Annotated in this window: 16 protein-coding genes; 11 read left to right on the top strand and 5 right to left on the bottom strand. The window is 55.3% G+C overall.

Annotation, left to right across the window (positions count from 1 at the left end; translation table 11 throughout):
- Nucleotides 1-4 precede the first annotated feature (4 nt).
- The 5 genes from araA to rluA all read left to right on the top strand — a co-directional run bounded on the left by araA (nt 5) and on the right by rluA (nt 8,394).
- Nucleotides 5-1,507, top strand: coding sequence for an L-arabinose isomerase (araA, locus tag BH714_RS18235; protein ID WP_014168604.1), 1,503 nt, complete (start codon nt 5-7; stop codon nt 1,505-1,507).
- Nucleotides 1,508-1,559: 52 nt separating this feature from the next.
- A complete protein-coding gene (gene araD / locus BH714_RS18230) occupies nt 1,560-2,255 on the top strand; it encodes an L-ribulose-5-phosphate 4-epimerase (protein ID WP_040018609.1) in 696 nt (231 codons plus the stop codon).
- A gap of 74 nt (nt 2,256-2,329) precedes the next feature.
- A complete protein-coding gene (gene polB, locus BH714_RS18225) occupies nt 2,330-4,687 on the top strand; it encodes a DNA polymerase II (RefSeq protein WP_040018607.1) in 2,358 nt (785 codons plus the stop codon).
- 128 nt (nt 4,688-4,815) lie between these two features.
- Nucleotides 4,816-7,722, top strand: a complete 2,907-nt coding sequence (rapA, locus tag BH714_RS18220) for an RNA polymerase-associated protein RapA (RefSeq protein WP_040018606.1) — start codon at nt 4,816-4,818, stop codon at nt 7,720-7,722.
- A 12-nt stretch (nt 7,723-7,734) separates the two neighbouring features.
- Entirely contained in the window at nt 7,735-8,394 is a 660-nt protein-coding gene (gene rluA / locus BH714_RS18215) for a bifunctional tRNA pseudouridine(32) synthase/23S rRNA pseudouridine(746) synthase RluA (RefSeq protein WP_014168600.1), read from the top strand.
- A gap of 28 nt (nt 8,395-8,422) precedes the next feature.
- On the opposite strand, the gene djlA is transcribed toward rluA, so the two are convergent.
- A complete protein-coding gene (gene djlA, locus BH714_RS18210) occupies nt 8,423-9,238 on the bottom strand; it encodes a co-chaperone DjlA (RefSeq protein ID WP_014168599.1) in 816 nt (271 codons plus the stop codon).
- A gap of 239 nt (nt 9,239-9,477) precedes the next feature.
- Here djlA and lptD point away from each other — a divergent pair, with 239 nt between their 5' ends.
- The 6 genes from lptD to apaH are packed head-to-tail and all read left to right on the top strand — an operon-like array spanning nt 9,478 to nt 16,207.
- Complete coding sequence (gene lptD / locus BH714_RS18205; RefSeq protein WP_032679612.1) at nt 9,478-11,829, top strand: LPS assembly protein LptD; 2,352 nt, start codon at nt 9,478-9,480, stop codon at nt 11,827-11,829.
- A gap of 53 nt (nt 11,830-11,882) precedes the next feature.
- The gene (gene surA, locus BH714_RS18200; protein ID WP_014168597.1) at nt 11,883-13,169 is read left to right on the top strand and encodes a peptidylprolyl isomerase SurA; all 1,287 of its coding nucleotides are present in this window, start codon (nt 11,883-11,885) and stop codon (nt 13,167-13,169) included.
- Nucleotides 13,169-14,155: a 4-hydroxythreonine-4-phosphate dehydrogenase PdxA gene (gene pdxA, locus BH714_RS18195; protein WP_020882559.1), complete on the top strand. Its 987-nt coding sequence runs from the start codon at nt 13,169-13,171 to the stop codon at nt 14,153-14,155. Before surA ends, pdxA begins: the two co-directional genes overlap by 1 nt.
- Complete coding sequence (gene rsmA, locus BH714_RS18190; RefSeq protein WP_014168595.1) at nt 14,152-14,973, top strand: 16S rRNA (adenine(1518)-N(6)/adenine(1519)-N(6))-dimethyltransferase RsmA; 822 nt, start codon at nt 14,152-14,154, stop codon at nt 14,971-14,973. Before pdxA ends, rsmA begins: the two co-directional genes overlap by 4 nt.
- Before the next feature lie 3 nt (nt 14,974-14,976).
- Nucleotides 14,977-15,354, top strand: a complete 378-nt coding sequence (gene apaG, locus BH714_RS18185; RefSeq protein ID WP_014168594.1) for a Co2+/Mg2+ efflux protein ApaG — start codon at nt 14,977-14,979, stop codon at nt 15,352-15,354.
- A 4-nt stretch (nt 15,355-15,358) separates the two neighbouring features.
- Nucleotides 15,359-16,207, top strand: coding sequence for a bis(5'-nucleosyl)-tetraphosphatase (symmetrical) ApaH (gene apaH / locus BH714_RS18180; RefSeq protein WP_014168593.1), 849 nt, complete (start codon nt 15,359-15,361; stop codon nt 16,205-16,207).
- Between the two features lie 39 nt (nt 16,208-16,246).
- On the opposite strand, the gene folA is transcribed toward apaH, so the two are convergent.
- The 4 genes from folA to BH714_RS18160 form a co-directional block, all read right to left on the bottom strand.
- Nucleotides 16,247-16,726 (bottom strand): type 3 dihydrofolate reductase, encoded by a 480-nt coding sequence (gene folA / locus BH714_RS18175; protein ID WP_008502023.1) that lies wholly within the window; start codon nt 16,724-16,726, stop codon nt 16,247-16,249.
- 114 nt (nt 16,727-16,840) lie between these two features.
- Complete coding sequence (kefC, locus tag BH714_RS18170) at nt 16,841-18,706, bottom strand: glutathione-regulated potassium-efflux system protein KefC (RefSeq protein ID WP_040018605.1); 1,866 nt, start codon at nt 18,704-18,706, stop codon at nt 16,841-16,843.
- Entirely contained in the window at nt 18,699-19,229 is a 531-nt protein-coding gene (gene kefF, locus BH714_RS18165; protein ID WP_020882557.1) for a glutathione-regulated potassium-efflux system oxidoreductase KefF, read from the bottom strand. Before kefF ends, kefC begins: the two co-directional genes overlap by 8 nt.
- Before the next feature lie 105 nt (nt 19,230-19,334).
- Nucleotides 19,335-19,568: a YgdI/YgdR family lipoprotein gene (locus tag BH714_RS18160; protein ID WP_010427047.1), complete on the bottom strand. Its 234-nt coding sequence runs from the start codon at nt 19,566-19,568 to the stop codon at nt 19,335-19,337.
- Nucleotides 19,569-19,695: the final 127 nt, after the last annotated feature.

The raw sequence follows: 19,695 nt of genomic DNA, 5'->3' as shown, positions 1-19,695 counted from the left end.
AATAATGACCATTTTTAATAATTATGAAGTGTGGTTTGTCATTGGCAGCCAACATCTGTACGGGCCGGAAGCGCTGCAACAGGTGACGAAACATGCTGAGCACGTGGTCAACGCGCTCAATGCAGAGGCTAAACTGCCGTGCAAACTGGTGCTCAAACCGCTCGGCACGACCCCGGATGAGATCACGAACATCTGCCGCGACGCGAACTACGACGATAAATGCGCTGGCATGGTGGTGTGGCTGCACACCTTCTCGCCGGCCAAAATGTGGATCAACGGTCTGGCCATCCTCAATAAACCACTGATGCAGTTCCATACCCAGTTCAACGCGTCCCTGCCGTGGGACAGCATTGATATGGACTTTATGAACCTGAACCAGACCGCGCACGGCGGCCGCGAGTTCGGCTTTATCGGCGCACGTATGCGCCAGCAACATGCGGTCGTCACCGGCCACTGGCAGGATCAGCATGCGCAAAAACGTATCGGCTCCTGGATGCGCCAGGCGGTGTCCCGACAAGATACTCGTCACCTGAAAGTGGTGCGTTTCGGCGACAACATGCGTGAAGTGGCGGTCACCGACGGCGATAAAGTTGCCGCACAGATTAAATTTGGTTTCTCGGTGAATACCTGGGCCGTGGGTGACCTGGTGCAGGTGGTGAATGAAATCAGCGATGGCGACGTAAGCGCGCTGGTCGACGAATACGAAAGCAGCTACCGTCTGACCCCTGCGGCACAAATTCACGGTGACAAACGCCAGAACGTGCTGGATGCAGCACGTATCGAACTGGGCATGAAACGCTTCCTGGAACAGGGTGGCTTCCATGCCTTTACCACCACTTTTGAAGACCTCCACGGCCTGAAACAACTGCCCGGCCTGGCGGTACAACGTCTGATGCAGCAGGGCTACGGCTTTGCCGGCGAAGGCGACTGGAAAACTGCCGCTCTGCTTCGCATTATGAAAGTGATGTCAACCGGTCTGCAGGGCGGCACCTCCTTTATGGAGGACTACACCTACCACTTCGAAAACGGCAACGACCTGGTACTGGGCTCGCATATGCTGGAAGTGTGTCCTTCCATTGCCGTTGAAGAGAAACCGATCCTCGACGTGCAGTACCTTGGCATTGGCGGAAAAGCCGACCCGGCACGTCTGATCTTCAACACCCGTACCGGCCCTGCCATCAACGCCAGCCTCATTGACCTGGGCGACCGTTTCCGCCTGCTGGTGAACTGTGTGGATGCGGTTGAAACCCCGCATTCTCTGCCAAAACTGCCGGTCGCCAACGCCCTGTGGAAAGCGCAGCCTGACCTGCCAACCGCCTCGGAAGCCTGGATCCTGGCCGGTGGCGCGCACCACACCGTCTTCAGCCATGCGCTGGATCTGAACGACATGCGTCAGTTCGCCGAACTGCACGACATCGAACTGACCGTTATTGATAACGATACCCGCCTGCCCGCGTTCAAAGACGCACTGCGCTGGAACGAAGTCTATTACGGTTCAAAACGTTAACAGGGGAACCTTTGGCCTGCCGCAGGGCGGGCCTCTTTTCCTGGAGGATTGCATGTTAGAAGATCTCAAACGTCAGGTACTTGAAGCCAACCTGGCGCTGCCCAAACACAATCTGGTGACGCTGACCTGGGGCAACGTCAGCGCCGTTGACCGCGAGCACGGCGTCTTCGTGATAAAGCCGTCAGGGGTGGATTACACGGTAATGACCGCGGAAGATATGGTTGTCGTCAGCATCGCCACGGGCGAAGTGGTGGAAGGAAAGAAAAAACCCTCCTCGGACACGCCAACGCATCGCCTGCTCTACCAGGCCTTCCCGACCATTGGCGGTATTGTGCATACCCATTCGCGTCATGCGACCATCTGGGCGCAGGCCGGCCAGTCCATTCCGGCGACCGGTACCACGCACGCAGACTACTTTTACGGCACCATTCCCTGCACCCGTTTGATGACTGATAAAGAGATCAACGGCGAGTATGAGTGGGAAACCGGCAACGTTATCGTCGAAACGTTTGAAAAACAGGGTATCGACGCTGCGCAAATGCCCGGCGTGCTGGTGCACTCCCATGGACCTTTTGCCTGGGGCAAAAACGCCGAAGATGCGGTACATAACGCGATTGTGCTGGAAGAGGTCGCGTATATGGGCATCTTCTGCCGCCAGCTGGCACCGCAGCTTCCGGATATGCAGCCAACCCTGCTGGATAAACACTACCTGCGTAAACATGGCGCAAAAGCCTATTACGGGCAGTAAACTGTATATATACCCAGCATAAAATATTCAACCAGGCTATAATCAAGCCTGGTTTTGTTTTATGGGATAGCGGCGTGGCGCAGGCGCAAGAAGGTTTTTTACTTACCCGACACTGGCGGGATACTCCTCAGGGCACCGAGGTGGCATTCTGGCTGGCGACGGACAACGGCCCGCTGCACGTGACCCTGCCGCCGCAGGAGTCCGTGGCTTTTATCCCGAACGATCATGTTGAGAAAGTAAAGCAACTGCTGCGCGGTGAAAATGGCTGGCGCCTGACGCCGCTTGAACTGAAAGATTTCCACCGTCAGCCCGTACATGGCCTTTACTGCCGCGCCCATCGCCAGCTGATGCGTTATGAAAAACTGCTGCGCGACGCTGGCGTGACGCTGTACGAAGCCGATATCCGCCCGCCAGAACGTTTTTTGATGGAGCGGTTTATTACTGCCCCCGTCTGGGTCGACGGCACCGCGCAAAACGGCAGCCTTATTAACGCCCGTCTCAAACCCAACCCCACCTACCGGCCGCCGTTGAAATGGGTCTCGCTGGATATCGAAACCACTCGCCACGGTGAGCTGTACTGTATCGGCCTTGAAGGCTGCGGGGATCGGGTTGTTTATATGCTTGGCCCCCCGAATGGCAACGCGTCCGCGCTGGATTTCCGGCTGGAGTATGTCAACAGCCGGCCACAGCTTCTGGAAAAGCTAAACCAGTGGTTTGCCGATCGCGATCCCGATGTGTTGATCGGCTGGAACGTGGTGCAGTTCGATCTGCGCGTGCTGCAAAAACATGCTGAACGTTACCGCATCCCCCTGATGCTGGGGCGCGGAAACAGCGAGCTGGAATGGCGCGAGCACGGTTTTAAAAACGGTGTGTTTTTCGCGCAGGCCAATGGCCGCCTGATTATCGACGGCATTGAGGCGCTCAAATCTGCCTTCTGGAATTTTTCCTCTTTCTCTCTGGAAGCGGTGGCGCAGGAGCTGCTCGGCGAAGGGAAATCCATCGACAATCCGTGGGACAGGATGGATGAAATCGACCGGCGTTTTAACGAAGACAAACCGGCGCTCGCCACCTACAACCTGAAAGATTGTGAACTGGTGACGCAGATTTTCCATAAAACGGAGATCATGCCCTTCCTGCTCGAGCGCGCGACGGTGAACGGCCTCGCCGCTGACCGGCACGGTGGCTCCGTGGCCGCCTTTAGCCACCTCTATTTCCCGCGTATGCACCGCGCGGGCTATGTCGCCCCCAACCTCGGTGATGTGCCGCCGCAGGCAAGCCCGGGCGGTTACGTGATGGATTCCCGGCCCGGGTTGTATGACTCCGTGCTGGTGCTGGACTACAAAAGCCTCTATCCGTCCATTATTCGCACCTTCCTGATCGATCCCGTCGGGCTGGTGGAAGGGATGGCGCAGCCTGACGATTTGCACAGCACAGAAGGTTTTCTTGGGGCCCGCTTCTCACGGGAAAAGCACTGTCTGCCGGAAATCGTGGGAAACATCTGGCACGGTCGCGACGAGGCTAAGCGTCATGGCAACAAGCCCCTTTCTCAGGCGCTGAAAATTATCATGAACGCGTTTTACGGGGTTCTGGGGACCAGCGCCTGCCGCTTCTTCGACCCACGACTGGCGTCATCTATCACCATGCGCGGGCACGACATCATGCGCCAGACCAAAGCGTTGATTGAATCCCAGGGTTATGACGTTATTTATGGCGATACGGATTCCACCTTTGTCTGGCTTAAGGGCGCGCATTCAGAAGAGGATGCCGAGCGAATCGGCAAATCACTGGTGGCTTTTGTGAACGCCTGGTGGCAGGAAAGTTTGCAAAAAGAGCGGTTAAGCAGCGCGTTAGAACTGGAGTTTGAAACCCATTTCAGCCGCTTTTTAATGCCCACCATTCGCGGTACCGACCAGGGCAGTAAGAAGCGCTACGCCGGACTTATTCAGGAAGGTGACAAGCAGCGAATGGTCTTTAAAGGGCTGGAAACCGTACGCACCGACTGGACGCCGCTGGCACAGCAGTTTCAGCAAACGCTTTATCTGCGTATCTTTCGCAACGAGCCTTATCAGGACTACGTGCGTGAAACAATTGCCAGCCTGATGGCCGGTGAACTCGACGCCCAGCTGGTGTACCGCAAGCGCCTGCGCCGCCCACTGGCGGAATACCAGCGCAACGTTCCGCCGCACGTCCGCGCGGCGCGTCTGGCTGATGAGGAGAACGTGCGCCGGGGGCGTGCTCCGCAGTATCAGAACCGGGGAACCATCAAATACCTCTGGACCACCAACGGCCCGGAACCCGTGGATTACCAGCACTCGCCTCTGGATTACGAGCACTATCTTACGCGTCAGCTTCAGCCGGTCGCGGACGGAATTTTGCCCTTCATCGACGACGACTTTGCTACACTAGTGACAGGGCAACTTGGCCTATTTTGACACGTGACGAAATGGCTGCCATCCAGTACCATAGCGCCCTTTCCATTCCCGGACCCATTTTTCAATGACTGTCTTTTTTGACGGTGGTTGAACTATTGCCTGCAATTTACGATTAGAGCCGAACAAATATGCCTTTTACACTTGGTCAACGCTGGATCAGCGATACAGAAAGCGAACTTGGATTAGGAACCGTGGTTGCCGTGGATGCACGAATGGTTACCCTCCTTTTCCCTGCTACCGGTGAAAACCGCCTGTACGCCCGCAATGATTCCCCTGTGACCCGCGTGATGTTCAACCCGGGTGACACCGTGACCAGCCACGACGGCTGGCAGCTAAAGGTCGAAGACGTAAAAGAAGAGAATGGACTGCTCGCCTACATCGGGACTCGCCTGGACACCGACGAGGCCAATGTCATCCTGCGTGAGGTGCTGCTCGACAGCAAACTGGTATTCAGTAAGCCGCAGGATCGCCTGTTTGCCGGGCAAATCGACCGTATGGATCGCTTCTCCCTGCGCTATCGCGCACGCAAGTTCCAGAGTGAACAGTACCGTATGCCGTGGAGCGGCCTGCGCGGTCAGCGTACCAGCCTTATTCCCCACCAGCTGAACATCGCCCATGACGTGGGCCGCCGTCACGCACCTCGCGTACTGCTGGCAGATGAAGTGGGCCTGGGGAAAACCATTGAAGCGGGCATGATCCTGCATCAACAGCTGCTTTCCGGCGCAGCCGAGCGCGTGCTGATTGTGGTACCCGAAACCCTGCAGCATCAATGGCTGGTCGAGATGCTGCGCCGCTTTAACCTGCGTTTCGCTCTGTTTGATGACGAGCGCTATGCAGAAGCCCAGCACGATGCGGACAACCCGTTTGAAACGGAACAGCTGGTGATCTGCTCTCTGGATTTCGTACGCCGCAGCAAGCAGCGTCTTGAGCACCTGTGCGATGCCGAATGGGACCTGATGGTGGTCGATGAAGCGCACCATCTGGTCTGGAGCGAAGACGCACCAAGCCGGGAATACATGGCTATCGAACAGCTTGCCGAGCGCGTGCCAGGCGTCCTGCTGCTGACCGCAACGCCGGAGCAGTTAGGTCTGGAGAGCCACTTCGCCCGTTTGCGCCTGCTCGATCCAAACCGATTCCATGACTTTGAGCAGTTCGTTGAAGAGCAGAATAACTACCGTCCGGTCGCCGATGCCGTTGCCCTGCTGCTGGCGGGTAAACATCTCTCGAATGACGAGCTCAACACCCTGAGCGATCTGATTGGCGAGCAGGATATTGAGCCTCTGCTGCAGGCGGCCAACAGCGACAGTGACAACGCGGATTCCGCGCGTAAAGAACTGATCGATATGCTGATGGATCGCCACGGCACCAGCCGCGTCCTGTTCCGTAACACCCGTAACGGGGTGAAAGGTTTCCCGAAACGCGAACTGCATACCATCAAATTGCCACTGCCGACGCAGTACCAGACGGCCATTAAAGTTTCCGGCATTATGGGCGCGCGCAAAACTGCAGAAGAGCGTGCACGCGACATGCTCTACCCGGAACAGATTTACCAGGAATTTGAAGGCGATACCGGCACCTGGTGGAACTTCGACCCGCGTGTTGAGTGGCTGATGGGCTATTTGACCGCGCACCGTTCTCAGAAAGTGCTGGTGATCTGCGCCAAAGCAGCCACCGCGCTGCAGCTGGAGCAGGTCCTGCGCGAACGCGAAGGTATTCGTGCCGCCGTGTTCCACGAAGGGATGTCCATCGTCGAGCGGGACCGTGCCGCGGCATGGTTTGCAGAAGAGGACAGCGGTGCCCAGGTTCTGCTGTGCTCTGAAATCGGGTCTGAAGGCCGTAACTTCCAGTTTGCCAGCAACCTGGTGATGTTCGATTTGCCGTTCAACCCGGATCTGCTGGAACAGCGTATCGGCCGTCTGGATCGTATTGGCCAGGCGCATGATATTCAGATCCACGTTCCTTATCTGGAAAAAACCGCCCAGTCCGTTCTGGTGCGTTGGTTCCACGAAGGTCTGGATGCGTTTGAGCATACCTGCCCGACCGGCCGCCCGATTTACGATCAGGTGCACGCCGATCTGATCGGCTATCTGGCCGCGCCAGAGAACACCGACGGGTTTGATGAATTGATCAAAGCCTGCCGTGATAAGCATGAAGCGCTGAAATCACAGCTGGAACAGGGCCGTGACCGCCTGCTGGAGATCCACTCCAACGGCGGTGAAAAAGCCCAGGCGCTCGCTGAAAGCATTGAAGAGCAGGATGATGACACCAGCCTGATCAGCTTCTCCATGAACCTGTTCGACATCGTTGGCATAAACCAGGACGATCGTGGCGAGAATTTGATTGTCCTGACCCCGTCCGACCATATGCTGGTCCCGGATTTCCCTGGCCTGCCGGAAGATGGATGCACCATCACCTTTGAACGTGATGTGGCACTGTCGCGCGAAGATGCGCAGTTCATCACCTGGGAGCACCCGCTGATCCGCAACGGTCTGGATTTGATCCTCTCAGGCGATACCGGCAGCAGCACCATCTCGTTGTTGAAAAACAAAGCGCTGCCAGTGGGTACCCTATTGCTGGAACTGATTTACGTTGTCGAAGCGCAGGCGCCGAAACAGCTGCAGCTCAACCGCTTCCTGCCGTCAACGCCTGTGCGTCTGCTGCTGGACAAAAACGGCACGAACCTCGCCGCTCAGGTTGAATTCGAGAGCTTTAACCGCCAGCTGAGCGCCGTGAACCGCCATACCGGCAGTAAGCTGGTCAATGCGGTACAGCAGGATGTGCACGCTATTCTGCAGCTGGGTGAAACGCAGATCGAAAAAGCGGCCCGGGCGCTGATTGATGCCGCACGTCAAGAAGCCGACGACAAACTGTCCGCGGAACTCTCCCGTCTGGAAGCGTTGAAAGCGGTAAACCCAAACATCCGCGATGACGAGCTGGCAGCGATCGAGAGCAACCGTCAGCAGGTGCTGGAAAGCCTTAATCAGGCAGGCTGGCGTCTGGATGCCCTGCGTCTTATCGTTGTGACGCATCAGTAAACGGAGCGCAAGATGGTGATGGAGCCTTACAATCCACCTCAGGATCCCTGGCTGGTGGTGCTTTATCAGGATGAGCACATTATGGTGGTCAACAAGCCCAGCGGCTTGTTGTCCGTGCCAGGGCGTCTGGATGAGCACAAAGACAGTGTGATGACGCGTATTCAGCGCGATTATCCTCAGGCGGAGTCTGTCCATCGTCTGGACATGGCCACCAGCGGTGTGATTGTAGTGGCGCTGAATAAAGCGGCGGAACGCGAACTGAAACGCCAGTTCCGCGATCGCGAGCCGAAAAAGCAATATGTCGCACGTGTCTGGGGGCATCCTCAGCCGGCGGAAGGGCTGGTGGATTTACCGCTGATCTGCGACTGGCCGAACCGACCAAAACAAAAGGTCTGTTACGAAACCGGCAAAGCAGCACAAACCGAGTATGAAGTGCTGGAGTACGCGCCAGATAACACTGCGCGCGTGCTGCTTAAGCCGATTACCGGGCGCTCGCACCAGCTGCGTGTCCATATGCTTGCGCTGGGGCACCCGATACTGGGGGACAGATTTTACGCGCCGCCCGATGCACTGGCGCTGGCGCCACGCCTGCAGCTGCATGCGCAGACGCTCACCATCACCCATCCGGTTTTTGGCAATGCAATGACGTTTAAAGCCCCAGTCGACTTCTGAAAAAAAGCCCGACAGTGTCGGGCCTTTTTTATTTGAAACTTTTCTTCTCTTTAATCAACTCGTACGCTTTCTGAATTTCCTGCGCTTTTTGCTTCGCCATCTCCATCATCTCCGGCGGTAAACCTTTCGCGACCAGTTTGTCCGGGTGGTGCTCACTCATCAGCTTACGATAGGCACGCTTGATGGTGGTTACATCGTCCGATGGCTTCACCCCCAGCACGTTACAGGCATCCTCCAGCGTCGGACCCCGCTGCGCCTGCTGCCAGGCACCGCCAGAGGACTGCTGGTGATAGCCGCCGCCAAACTGCGCACCGCCCTGCATCATGCGCAGGAACTGGTCGAACTGCATACGGGAGATGCCCAGTTCTTCCGCAATAACGTATAAAACATCGCGTTCATTAGGATGAAGTGAACCATCGGCAAACGCCGCCTGGATTTGGATCTCCAGAAACATCCGAATTAAATCAAAACGGCCGAAGCAGATGCTGCGGAACTGACGCATTTTATCGCGCAGCGGATAATTATCCGCTTTACCGATGCGAAACGCATTTTGTGCCGCGAGACGGGAGTCACCATGCAGATTCATGCGGTCCATAAAGACGCTGGCTATCTGAATATCGGCTTCCGTCACACGCCCTTTTGATTTGGTTAAGTGCCCCATCACCTCAAACGTGGTGGAGAAAAAGAGGGACTGACGCTCACGCTGATTGGCAAACCAGGCCATTTTGCGGCTGCGAGCCTTATCAAACATATGGCCGATAATAAGCCCCAGTACGATCCCCCAGAACCCGGCACCCATGATGATGGCGAACGCAACGCCGATTATTTTACCCCAATACTGCATATACTCCCCGGTTAGTCATGTTCCTGGCCGACGCAACGTCATCATCACAGTGTTCAAGCCACGGTCAATTGAAGGACATCGCCTATAATTTGCTTTATCATACTCGTCATTCGATAGCGAGCCTAACACTCTGGCGCGCAAACGGGCAGGATTAACGCTGGTACTGCGCTGATGAGTAAGATAGTCTCTGAGCGTTTGTAAGCCGTAGCCACTGATGACGGAACAATAAAATACAACGTATGAAAAAACGTATCCCCACCCTCCTGGCCACAATGATTGGCACCGCCCTGTACAGCCAACAGGGACTGGCGGCCGATCTCGCCTCGCAGTGTATGCTTGGCGTCCCAAGTTATAATCGTCCACTGGTAAAGGGCGATACGAATAGCTTGCCGGTAACCATTACTGCCGATAGCTCTAAAGGCACATATCCTGACAATGCGACATTTACTGGCAATGTGGATATTAACCAGGGCAACAGCCGTCTGCAGGCAGATGAAGTGCAATTACACCAGAAGCAGCCGGAAGGTGCGGCCGAGCCGGTACGAACGGTGGATGCGCTGGGTAATGTGCACTATGACGACAATCAGGTCATCCTGAAAGGTCCGAAAGCCTGGTCAAACCTGAATACCAAAGACACTAACGTCTGGGAAGGTGATTACCAGATGGTAGGTCGCCAGGGGCGCGGTGATGCGGACCTGATGAAACAGCGCGGTGAAAACCGCTATACGATTCTCGAAAACGGCTCCTTCACGTCCTGTCTGCCCGGGTCTAATACCTGGAGCGTGGTCGGAAGTGAAGTCATCCATGACCGTGAAGAGCAGGTTGCCGAGATCTGGAACGCCCGCTTTAAGCTCGGTCCGGTACCTGTTTTCTACAGCCCTTACCTGCAGCTTCCTGTGGGTGACAAACGCCGCTCAGGTTTCCTGATCCCGAATGCCAAATACAGCACCACGAACTACTTTGAGTTCTATCTGCCGTATTACTGGAACATCGCGCCCAACATGGACGCCACGATCACGCCGCACTATATCCATAAGCGCGGCAACGTTATGTGGGAAAACGAGTTCCGCTACCTGACGCAGGCGGGCGCTGGCCTGATGGAACTGGATTATCTGCCGTCGGATAAAGTCTTCCAGGATGAACATCCAACAGAAGGTGATAAACACCGCTGGTTGTTCTACTGGCAACATGCCGGGGTAATGGACCAGGTCTGGCGGTTTAACGTTAACTACACCAAGGTTAGTGACCCATACTATTTTAACGATTTCTCGTCAAAATACGGTTCGAGTACCGATGGCTATGCCACGCAGATCTTCAGTGTGGGCTATGCGCTACAAAACTTTGATGCAACGGTCTCGACCAAGCAGTTCCAGGTTTTCTCTAACCAAACGGCAAGTACGTACGGTGCAGAACCGCAGCTGGACGTTAACTGGTATCAGAATGATGTAGGTCCATTCGACACCCGAATTTATGGTCAGGCAGTCCACTTCGTTAACACTAATTCGAATATGCCAGAAGCGACACGTGTCCATCTGGAGCCAACCATCAATTTGCCATGGTCTAACGACTGGGCAAGTTTGAATACTGAAGCCAAGCTGATGGCGACACACTATCAGCAAAAAAATATTGATGATTATAATTCCAGTAACAATAAGCATCTTGAGGAATCAGTAAATCGTACGCTTCCACAGTTCAAAATGGACGGCAAACTGATCTTCGAACGCGATATGGGTCTTCTGGCGGAGGGTTATACCCAGACGCTTGAGCCACGTATGCAGTATCTGTACGTGCCGTATCGCGATCAAAGCAACATTCAGAACTATGACTCCTCATTCCTGCAGTCTGACTACAGCGGCCTGTTCCGCGACCGTACCTACGGTGGCCTCGACCGTATTGCGTCAGCAAACCAGTTAACGACCGGCGTCACAACACGCGTTTATGATGATGCCGCCGTTGAACGTTTTAACGTTTCTGTTGGTCAAATCTACTATTTCACCGAGTCCCGGACCGGTGATGACAACATTAACTGGGAGAAAGACAACAAAACGGGTTCTCTGGTGTGGGCGGGTGATACCTACTGGCGTATGACCGATCGCTGGGGTTTACGCGGGGGTGTGCAGTACGATACGCGTCTCAACAATGTTGCAACAAGCAGTGCGGCGATTGAATACCGTCGTGATGAAGACCGTATGCTGCAGTTGACCTATCGTTACGCCAGCCCTGAATATATTCAGGCCACGTTGCCAGACTATGCAACCGCGGAACAGTACAAAGACGGCATCTCGCAGGTGGGTGGCGCAGCGAGCTGGCCAATCGCCGATCGCTGGTCAATCGTCGGTGCTTACTACTTTGACACCAACACCAGTAAACCTGCTGACCAGATGGTTGGTCTGCAATATAACTCCTGCTGCTACGCGCTGCGTGTCGGTTACGAACGTAAGCTTAACGGCTGGAATACTGAGAATAATCAGAGCAAATACGATAACGTGATTGGCTTTAATGTCGAACTGCGCGGCCTGAGCTCCAACTACGGCCTGGGCACGCAGCAGATGCTGCGCTCGAACATTCTGCCGTACCGCAGTTCCTTGTAATGTGCTTAATTTGCAACGTAATCCGCTTTGCGGTTAATTGAAATGGAAAAAGTATGAAGAACTGGAAAACGCTGCTGCTCGGTGTCGCTATGGTTGCGAATACCAGCTTCGCGGCCCCCCAGGTTGTTGATAAGGTCGCCGCTGTGGTTAACAACGGCGTCGTGCTCGAAAGCGACGTTGACGGTTTGATGAAATCTGTGAAGCTCAATTCGGGTGAAGCAGGTCAGCAACTTCCGGATGACGCAACCCTGCGCCATCAGATCCTGGAACGTCTGATCATGGATCAGATTGTCCTGCAAATGGGTCAGAAAATGGGTGTGAAGGTCACTGACGAGCAGCTCGATCAGGCCATTGCTAACATCGCGAAGCAAAACAACATGAGCCTGGACCAGATGCGCAGCCGTCTGGCCTATGATGGCATCAGCTATGCAACGTACCGTAATCAGATCCGTAAAGAGATGCTGATTTCGGAAGTGCGCAACAATGAAGTCCGTCGTCGCGTCACGATCCTGCCTCAGGAAGTGGACGCGCTGGCAAAACAGGTGGGTAACCAGAACGACGCCAGCACCGAACTGAACCTGAGCCACATTCTGATCCCGCTGCCAGAGAACCCAACCTCCGACCAGGCTGCGGAAGCTGAAAGCCAGGCGCGTTCGATTGTCGAGCAGGCACGTAACGGCGGTGACTTTGGCAAACTGGCCATCACCTACTCCGCTGACCAACAGGCGCTGAAAGGCGGCCAGATGGGCTGGGGACGTATCCAGGAGCTGCCTTCCATCTTTGCCCAGGCGCTGAGCACGGCGAAGAAAGGTGACATCGTGGGTCCAATCCGTTCAGGCGTGGGCTTCCACATCCTGAAAGTGAACGATCTGCGCGGTCAGAGTCAGAACATTTCAGTTACCGAAGTTCACGCTCGCCATATTCTCCTCAAGCCGTCACCTATCATGACTGACGATCAGGCGCGCGTGAAACTGCAACAGATTGCTGCAGACATCAAGAGCGGAAAAACCTCGTTTGCGAATGCCGCGAAAGAGTTCTCTCAGGATCCCGGCTCTGCTAATCAGGGCGGCGATCTGGGCTGGGCGGCCGCAGATATCTACGATCCTGCGTTCCGTGACGCACTGATGAAGCTGAACAAAGGCCAGATGAGCGCCCCGGTGCACTCCTCCTTCGGCTGGCATCTGATCGAACTGTTGGATACCCGCAATGTTGATAAAACGGACGCGGCGCAGAAAGACAGAGCCTACCGCATGCTGTTTAACCGTAAGTTCTCTGAAGAAGCAGCAACCTGGATGCAGGAACAACGCGCCAGCGCTTATGTGAAAGTACTGAGCAACTAATGAAACAGCATCGTGTTGTGATCACTCCCGGCGAACCTGCCGGGATTGGGCCTGACCTCGTTGTCCAGCTCGCCCAGCGCAGCTGGCCGGTGGAACTGGTTGTCTGCGCTGATGCAACACTGTTACAAGACCGGGCAACGCTGCTCGGTCTGCCTTTAACGCTCATCCCCTACGTTGAAGGCCAGCAGCCTGCACCACAGCAAGCCGGCACGCTTACGCTTCTTCCTGTTCCACTTCGTACTCCCGTCATCCCGGGTCAGCTCAGTACCGAAAACGGCCACTATGTTGTAGAGACGCTGGCGCGTGCCTGCGACGGTTGCCTGAAGGGTGAATTTGCCGCCCTGATCACCGGTCCCGTGCACAAAGGCGTTATCAACGAGGCGGGGATACCGTTTACCGGGCACACGGAGTTCTTTGAAGAGCGCTCACACAGCCCGAAAGTGGTCATGATGCTGGCGACAGAAGCAATGCGCGTTGCCCTCGTGACGACCCATTTGCCCATCAGGGCCATTCCGGATGCCATTACTCCGTCTCTTTTACGGGAGATCATCGGGATCCTGCATCACGACCTGCAAACCAAATTCGGCATCAAACAGCCGCATGTGCTGGTCTGCGGCCTGAACCCGCACGCCGGTGAAGGCGGGCATATGGGTACCGAAGAGATCGACACCATTATTCCGGTGCTTGAAGAAATGCGGGCAAAAGGGATGAACTTAAGCGGGCCGTTGCCTGCCGATACCCTTTTCCAGCCAAAATACCTGGATAATGCGGACGCCGTGCTCGCGATGTACCACGATCAAGGCCTGCCCGTGCTAAAATACCAGGGCTTTGGCCGCGGGGTGAATATCACCCTCGGTTTACCTTTTATTCGAACGTCCGTTGACCACGGTACTGCGCTGGATCTGGCAGGACAGGGGAAAGCGGATGTCGGCAGTTTTATTACGGCGCTTAATCTCGCCATCAAAATGATTGTTAATACTCAATGACTAATCGAGTCCATCAGGGCCACTTAGCCCGAAAACGCTTCGGGCAAAACTTCCTCAACGATCAGTTCGTGATCGACAGTATCGTGTCTGCCATTAATCCGCAGAAAGGTCAGGCTATGGTCGAAATCGGCCCGGGTCTTGCCGCTCTGACTGAACCCGTAGGCGAACGCCTGGACGAACTGACCGTTATCGAACTCGATCGCGATCTCGCCGCTCGCCTGCAAACTCATCCGTTCCTGGGGCCAAAGCTGACGATTTATCAGCAGGATGCCATGACTATGAACTTTGGTGAGCTGTCGGAAAAAATGGGCCAACCGCTGCGCGTGTTCGGTAACCTGCCGTACAACATTTCCACACCGCTAATGTTCCACCTGTTTAGCTATACTGATGCCATTGCCGACATGCACTTCATGTTGCAAAAAGAGGTGGTTAACCGTCTGGTTGCAGGGCCGAACAGTAAAGCGTATGGTCGTTTGAGCGTGATGGCGCAATATTTCTGCAACGTGATCCCGGTGCTCGAAGTACCGCCAACCGCCTTTACGCCGCCACCAAAAGTGGACTCTGCGGTAGTGCGTCTTGTACCGCATAAAATAATGCCGTACCCGGTGAAAGACCTGCGCGTGCTGAGCCGCATTACTACGGAAGCTTTTAACCAGCGCCGTAAAACGATCCGTAACAGCCTGGGCAATCTGTTTACCGTTGAAGTGCTGACTGAGTTGGGTATTGACCCGGCAATGCGTGCAGAAAATATTTCCGTAGAACAGTACTGCAAGCTGGCTAATTACATCAGCGAAAATGCGCCGCCGAAGGAGAGTTAAGCCATGATTGATTCGCCCCGCGTATGTGTCCATGTACAAAGCGTTTATGTTGAATCCCAGTCCTCACCGGATGAAGAACGTTTTGTCTTCGCTTACACCGTGACCATTCGCAATCTAGGGCGGATGCCTGTGCAACTGCTTGGGCGCTACTGGCTTATCACCAACGGCAACGGCCGCGAAATCGAAGTTCAGGGTGAAGGTGTGGTTGGTGAACAGCCCCACATCGACCCTGGCGAAGAGTATCAATATACCAGCGGTGCCGTGATCGAAACGCCGCTGGGTACCATGCAGGGCCATTACGAAATGGTCGACGTCGATGGCAATGTGTTCCGCGTTGCTATTCCTGTGTTCCGTCTCGCCGTTACAACACTCATTCATTAATCTAATGTCTACATATCTGATTGGCGACGTTCACGGTTGCTACGATGAACTGATCGCATTGTTAAAACAGGTCGACTTTACGCCTGGACAAGATACGCTCTGGCTGACGGGCGATTTAGTGGCGCGTGGCCCTGGCTCGCTGGACGTTCTACGCTTCGTCAAATCACTGGGCGACAGCGTGCGCATGGTACTGGGCAACCACGATCTGCATTTGCTGGCCGTCTTTGCCGGGATCAGTCGCAACAAACCCAAAGATCGTCTCTCGCCTTTGCTGGATGCCCCGGACGCGGATGTTCTCATAAACTGGCTACGCCGCCAGCCACTGCTGCAGATCGATGAAGAGAAAAAACTGGTCATGGCGCATGCCGGGATCACCCCTCAGTGGGATCTTGAGACGGCGAAAACCTGTGCGCGTGACGTTGAAGCGGTGCTGGCAAGCGACTCGTATCCTTTCTTCCTCGACGCGATGTACGGCGATATGCCGAATCACTGGAGCGAAGATCTTAGCGGTCTGGCCCGCCTGCGCTTTATTACGAACGCTTTCACCCGCATGCGTTTTTGCTTCCCGAACGGGCAGCTGGATATGTATTGCAAAGAGACACCGGAAAGCGCCCCTGCACCTCTTAAACCGTGGTTTGCCATTCCCGGTCCGGTGACCAACGCCTATAACGTGGTGTTTGGCCACTGGGCGTCGCTTGAAGGAAAAGGCACACCGGAGGGGATCTACGGTCTCGATACCGGTTGCTGCTGGGGTGGAGAGTTAACCTGCTTGCGCTGGGAAGATAAAACGTACTTTGTTCAGCCATCCAACCGACAGCTGGACTTAGGGGAAGACGAGGCCGTTGCCTCCTGATGAGGATTTCCCTCCCCCGGACGGGAGAGGGACATTCACTTAGCGACGTTCCAGAATTTCGAAGCAGTAGCTGTGGGAGTTCTGCGCATCCGCGTCGTGGAATTCACTGAAGACAGATTCCCACTCATCAGGATCGTAGTCCGGGAAATGCGTATCCCCTTCCACTTCCGCATCAATGTGGGTCAGATACAGCTTCTGTGCTTTAGGCAGGAACTGTTCGTACACACGCCCACCGCCAATCACCATGATCTCCTCGGCATTACCGCATGCGGCAATGGCCTCGTCTACGGACTTCACCCATTCGACGCGATCGTCAGTGCCAGGCTGGCTACTGATAACGATATTTTTACGGCCCGGTAATGGACGACCAATCGACTCCCAGGTCAGGCGGCCCATCACTACCGGCTTGTTTAACGTAGTACGTTTAAACCATGCGAGATCGGCAGGCAGGTTCCACGGCATGGCATTTTCCATACCGATAACACGGTCCACCGCCAGCGCTGCAATCAGACTGATCATTGAAAATTTCCCGGATGCAAAAAATTGCCGCCACTATACGGAAAGCTTAATCTTTCGTCGACTGGCGGCTGAGTAAAGATAGAGAAATTTTTTAATATTGCTGGCAACTCCACTTCACGCGGAAGGTTTACTCTCCGGTTCGTCCGCCGGATCGCCGGTATGCTTGCCCTCTTCCGTGCCCTGCCAGCCGTGACGCTGGATAAGCGACAGGTGATTGCGGTCCTCGTTAATGATTTCCGTCAGCATCGCGCTGGTGCGTTTAAACACCGCTGCACGCTCGGTGGCTGTGCTGCCCGCCATCGCCACCATCTCTTCCACCATCTCGGTGTTAAAGCGGCGGAACAGGTCCGCACGTTCACGGGCTTCATAGGCCCCTAGCCCCAGATTTTCCAGCGCCATCCGGCCAGACTTGAGCGCACCTTCGAACGTTTCACGCTCTGGCGCCTCCACACCTGCCTGACGCAGCCGGATGTAGTGATCCACATCGCGGGCGCGAGAGATAATGGTCAGCTCGGGGAAGTGTTCCTTGACCAACTCCACCATCTGCATGCTGGTCTCCGGATCGTCGATCGCGTTAATCAACACTTCCGCTTTCGCCGCCCCGGCGGATTCCAGCAGATCGACACGGGTCGCATCCCCGTAAAACACTTTCATGTCGAATTTCCGCAGGGTCTCAACATGGTCGGGATCGTGGTCGAGGATCACCATTTTGACCCCGCTCGACAACAGCAAACGGCCCACGATCTGCCCGAAGCGACCAAACCCGGCGATGATCACCCGGGGCTGCTCCTCGTCGATCTCGTCGGCTTCGCGTTCTTGCTCGCTCCCCGTTTTTTCCAGACGCGCCAGCACCACCAGCAGAACAGGCGTTGCGGCCATCGACAGTGCGACGGCAAGCGTCAGCGCTTTCGCCCACTCAGCATCCAGTACGTTGGCCATCTGCGCCGCGCCAAAGACCACGAATGCAAACTCACTCCCCTGCCCCAGCAGTACGGCAAACCAACGACGCTGCTTGTTGGGCACCTTTAATGGACGCGCTATCAGCCACAGCATGCCCATCTTAATGACCAGGAAACCGACCAGCAGGATGAGGATCCGCAGCGGATGCGTTACCAGCGTGCCAAAGTCGATAGACATCCCCACGCCGATGAAAAACAGCCCCAGCAATAATCCCTTAAACGGCTCGATATCACTTTCCAGCGCATGGCGATATTCAGAGCTGGCCAGCAGCACCCCTGCCAGGAACGCCCCCATAGCCATCGATAGGCCGGCTTCCTCAAGCAGCAAACCAAAGCCAAACACCAGGAACAGCGCAACGGCACTGAAAACTTCACGCAGGCCGGAGCGAGCGACAAAGCGCAGCAACGGACGGGTCACGTAGCGGCCAAGCAGAATAACCAGCGCCAGGGCACCAACCACTTTCAGCGCAGAAAGCGCAAAAGCTCCCATGGTCGTTGAGGCACCGCTTGCGGCCAGCAGCGGGATCATCGCCACCAGCGGGATGGCGGCAATATCCTGGAACAGCAGCACCGAAAACGCGCTGCGCCCCATCTGAGAGACCGTCAGGTTGCGCTCGTTCATTGCCTGCATGGCAATGGCCGTCGAGGAGAGTGCCAGCGTCAGGCCGATGAGTGTCGCGACTTTCCAGTCCATGCCCAGCAGGATACAGAACCCGCCCAGCAGCAGACCACAGGCCACCATCTGCAAGGCTCCCCCACCAAATACCGAAGCGCGCAGTTTCCATAACCGCCGGGGATCCAGCTCCAGGCCAATTACAAACAGCATCAGCACGACGCCGATCTCAGCGAAATGGAGAATCGCCTCGGCATCGGTCACCAGACGGAAGCCCCACGGTCCAATGACACAGCCGGCAATGAGGTAACCCAGCACCGAACCCAGCCCCAGACGTACCGCCACGGGTACAATCAGCGCAGCCGCGCCGAGGTAAATCAGCGCCTGTATCAGCGTATGGCTATCCATTGTTCGCCTCCTGCCACTCAAGTAACCGTTGTTTATAATGGCGTGCCTGCGCCTGCAACGTCTCATCATCGCAAACGAACGTACAGTGCATCGCAAAAGGAGGGAGCCAGTTCAGCCCACAATAGAGCGCCGTCGCCTGCAGCGGCTGTGACAGCACCTCAAAGCCCGGGAAAGCACCAATATCGAAGTGGCTTTCTCCCCCGCCGGTGGTCACGGCCCACATCAGGCTTTTGCCTTTAAGCGCGTGACCGTTGTGGCCATACGCCCAGCCGTGGGAAAAGACTTTATCGATCCACAGTTTGAGGAGCGGAGGGGTGCTGTACCATTGCATCGGATGCTGCCAGATAATTAAATCGGCACGAGAGAGCGCCTCCTGTTCGGCGGCGATATCGATATTAAAATCGGGATAAAGTTGATAGAGGGAACGTATCTCTACGTTATCAAGCGTCCTTACCTGCTCAAGCATCCGTTTATTTGCATGCGAGTGATGCGGATACGGATGTGCGTAAATTATCAGAATCATTAATTAGCCTGTTGTTTTACTGCCTTCTTTTACCAAAAGAGTGTAGTCAGTAATTCAACAGGCTAATAGTGAATATTATTGACGGGCTAACGTCAGAAATCTGAACTAGTTATCCAGTTCGCCCATGGATTTCACCTGGTCACGGTTGATCTGTTCAGTTTGACCCGTTTCGGCGTTTTTATAGGAAACCAGACCGGTGTCATCATCGACCTGCGGCTTACCGTCAGTCACTATCGTACGCCCATCCGTGGTTTTTACTGCCTGATTAGATGAACAGCCCGCAACGGTAAACATGGCGGTGGCAGCCAGAACGGACGCGATCAGAAGTTTATTTTGCATGGTGTTTTCCCCTGCTCTCAGTTGAATTTCGTTATCGACCTAACCATTTTAGGCTAACTGACTGAATGCGGTTGGAAAACCAGAAGGTTCTGAAGGTGGGAATAATACCCGGCAGCGAATACTGCCG

This window comes from Enterobacter ludwigii, assembly GCF_001750725.1.
Classification (GTDB): domain Bacteria; phylum Pseudomonadota; class Gammaproteobacteria; order Enterobacterales; family Enterobacteriaceae; genus Enterobacter; species Enterobacter ludwigii.
Note: the sequence above shows the minus strand (reverse complement) of the source record. Positions and strands in the feature narration are given on the sequence as shown.

Excerpts from the sequence above, each read along its gene's own strand:
- kefF (WP_020882557.1), bottom strand. The coding sequence starts at position 19,229 with ATGATTCTGATAATTTACGCACATCCGTATCCGCATCACTCGCATGCA.
- apaG (WP_014168594.1), top strand. The coding sequence starts at position 14,977 with ATGATTGATTCGCCCCGCGTATGTGTCCATGTACAAAGCGTTTATGTT.
- araD (WP_040018609.1), top strand. The coding sequence starts at position 1,560 with ATGTTAGAAGATCTCAAACGTCAGGTACTTGAAGCCAACCTGGCGCTG.
- rsmA (WP_014168595.1), top strand. The coding sequence starts at position 14,152 with ATGACTAATCGAGTCCATCAGGGCCACTTAGCCCGAAAACGCTTCGGG.
- lptD (WP_032679612.1), top strand. The coding sequence starts at position 9,478 with ATGAAAAAACGTATCCCCACCCTCCTGGCCACAATGATTGGCACCGCC.
- folA (WP_008502023.1), bottom strand. The coding sequence starts at position 16,726 with ATGATCAGTCTGATTGCAGCGCTGGCGGTGGACCGTGTTATCGGTATG.
- surA (WP_014168597.1), top strand. The coding sequence starts at position 11,883 with ATGAAGAACTGGAAAACGCTGCTGCTCGGTGTCGCTATGGTTGCGAAT.
- pdxA (WP_020882559.1), top strand. The coding sequence starts at position 13,169 with ATGAAACAGCATCGTGTTGTGATCACTCCCGGCGAACCTGCCGGGATT.
- rluA (WP_014168600.1), top strand. The coding sequence starts at position 7,735 with ATGGTGATGGAGCCTTACAATCCACCTCAGGATCCCTGGCTGGTGGTG.
- apaH (WP_014168593.1), top strand. The coding sequence starts at position 15,359 with ATGTCTACATATCTGATTGGCGACGTTCACGGTTGCTACGATGAACTG.
- kefC (WP_040018605.1), bottom strand. The coding sequence starts at position 18,706 with ATGGATAGCCATACGCTGATACAGGCGCTGATTTACCTCGGCGCGGCT.
- djlA (WP_014168599.1), bottom strand. The coding sequence starts at position 9,238 with ATGCAGTATTGGGGTAAAATAATCGGCGTTGCGTTCGCCATCATCATG.
- rapA (WP_040018606.1), top strand. The coding sequence starts at position 4,816 with ATGCCTTTTACACTTGGTCAACGCTGGATCAGCGATACAGAAAGCGAA.
- araA (WP_014168604.1), top strand. The coding sequence starts at position 5 with ATGACCATTTTTAATAATTATGAAGTGTGGTTTGTCATTGGCAGCCAA.
- BH714_RS18160 (WP_010427047.1), bottom strand. The coding sequence starts at position 19,568 with ATGCAAAATAAACTTCTGATCGCGTCCGTTCTGGCTGCCACCGCCATG.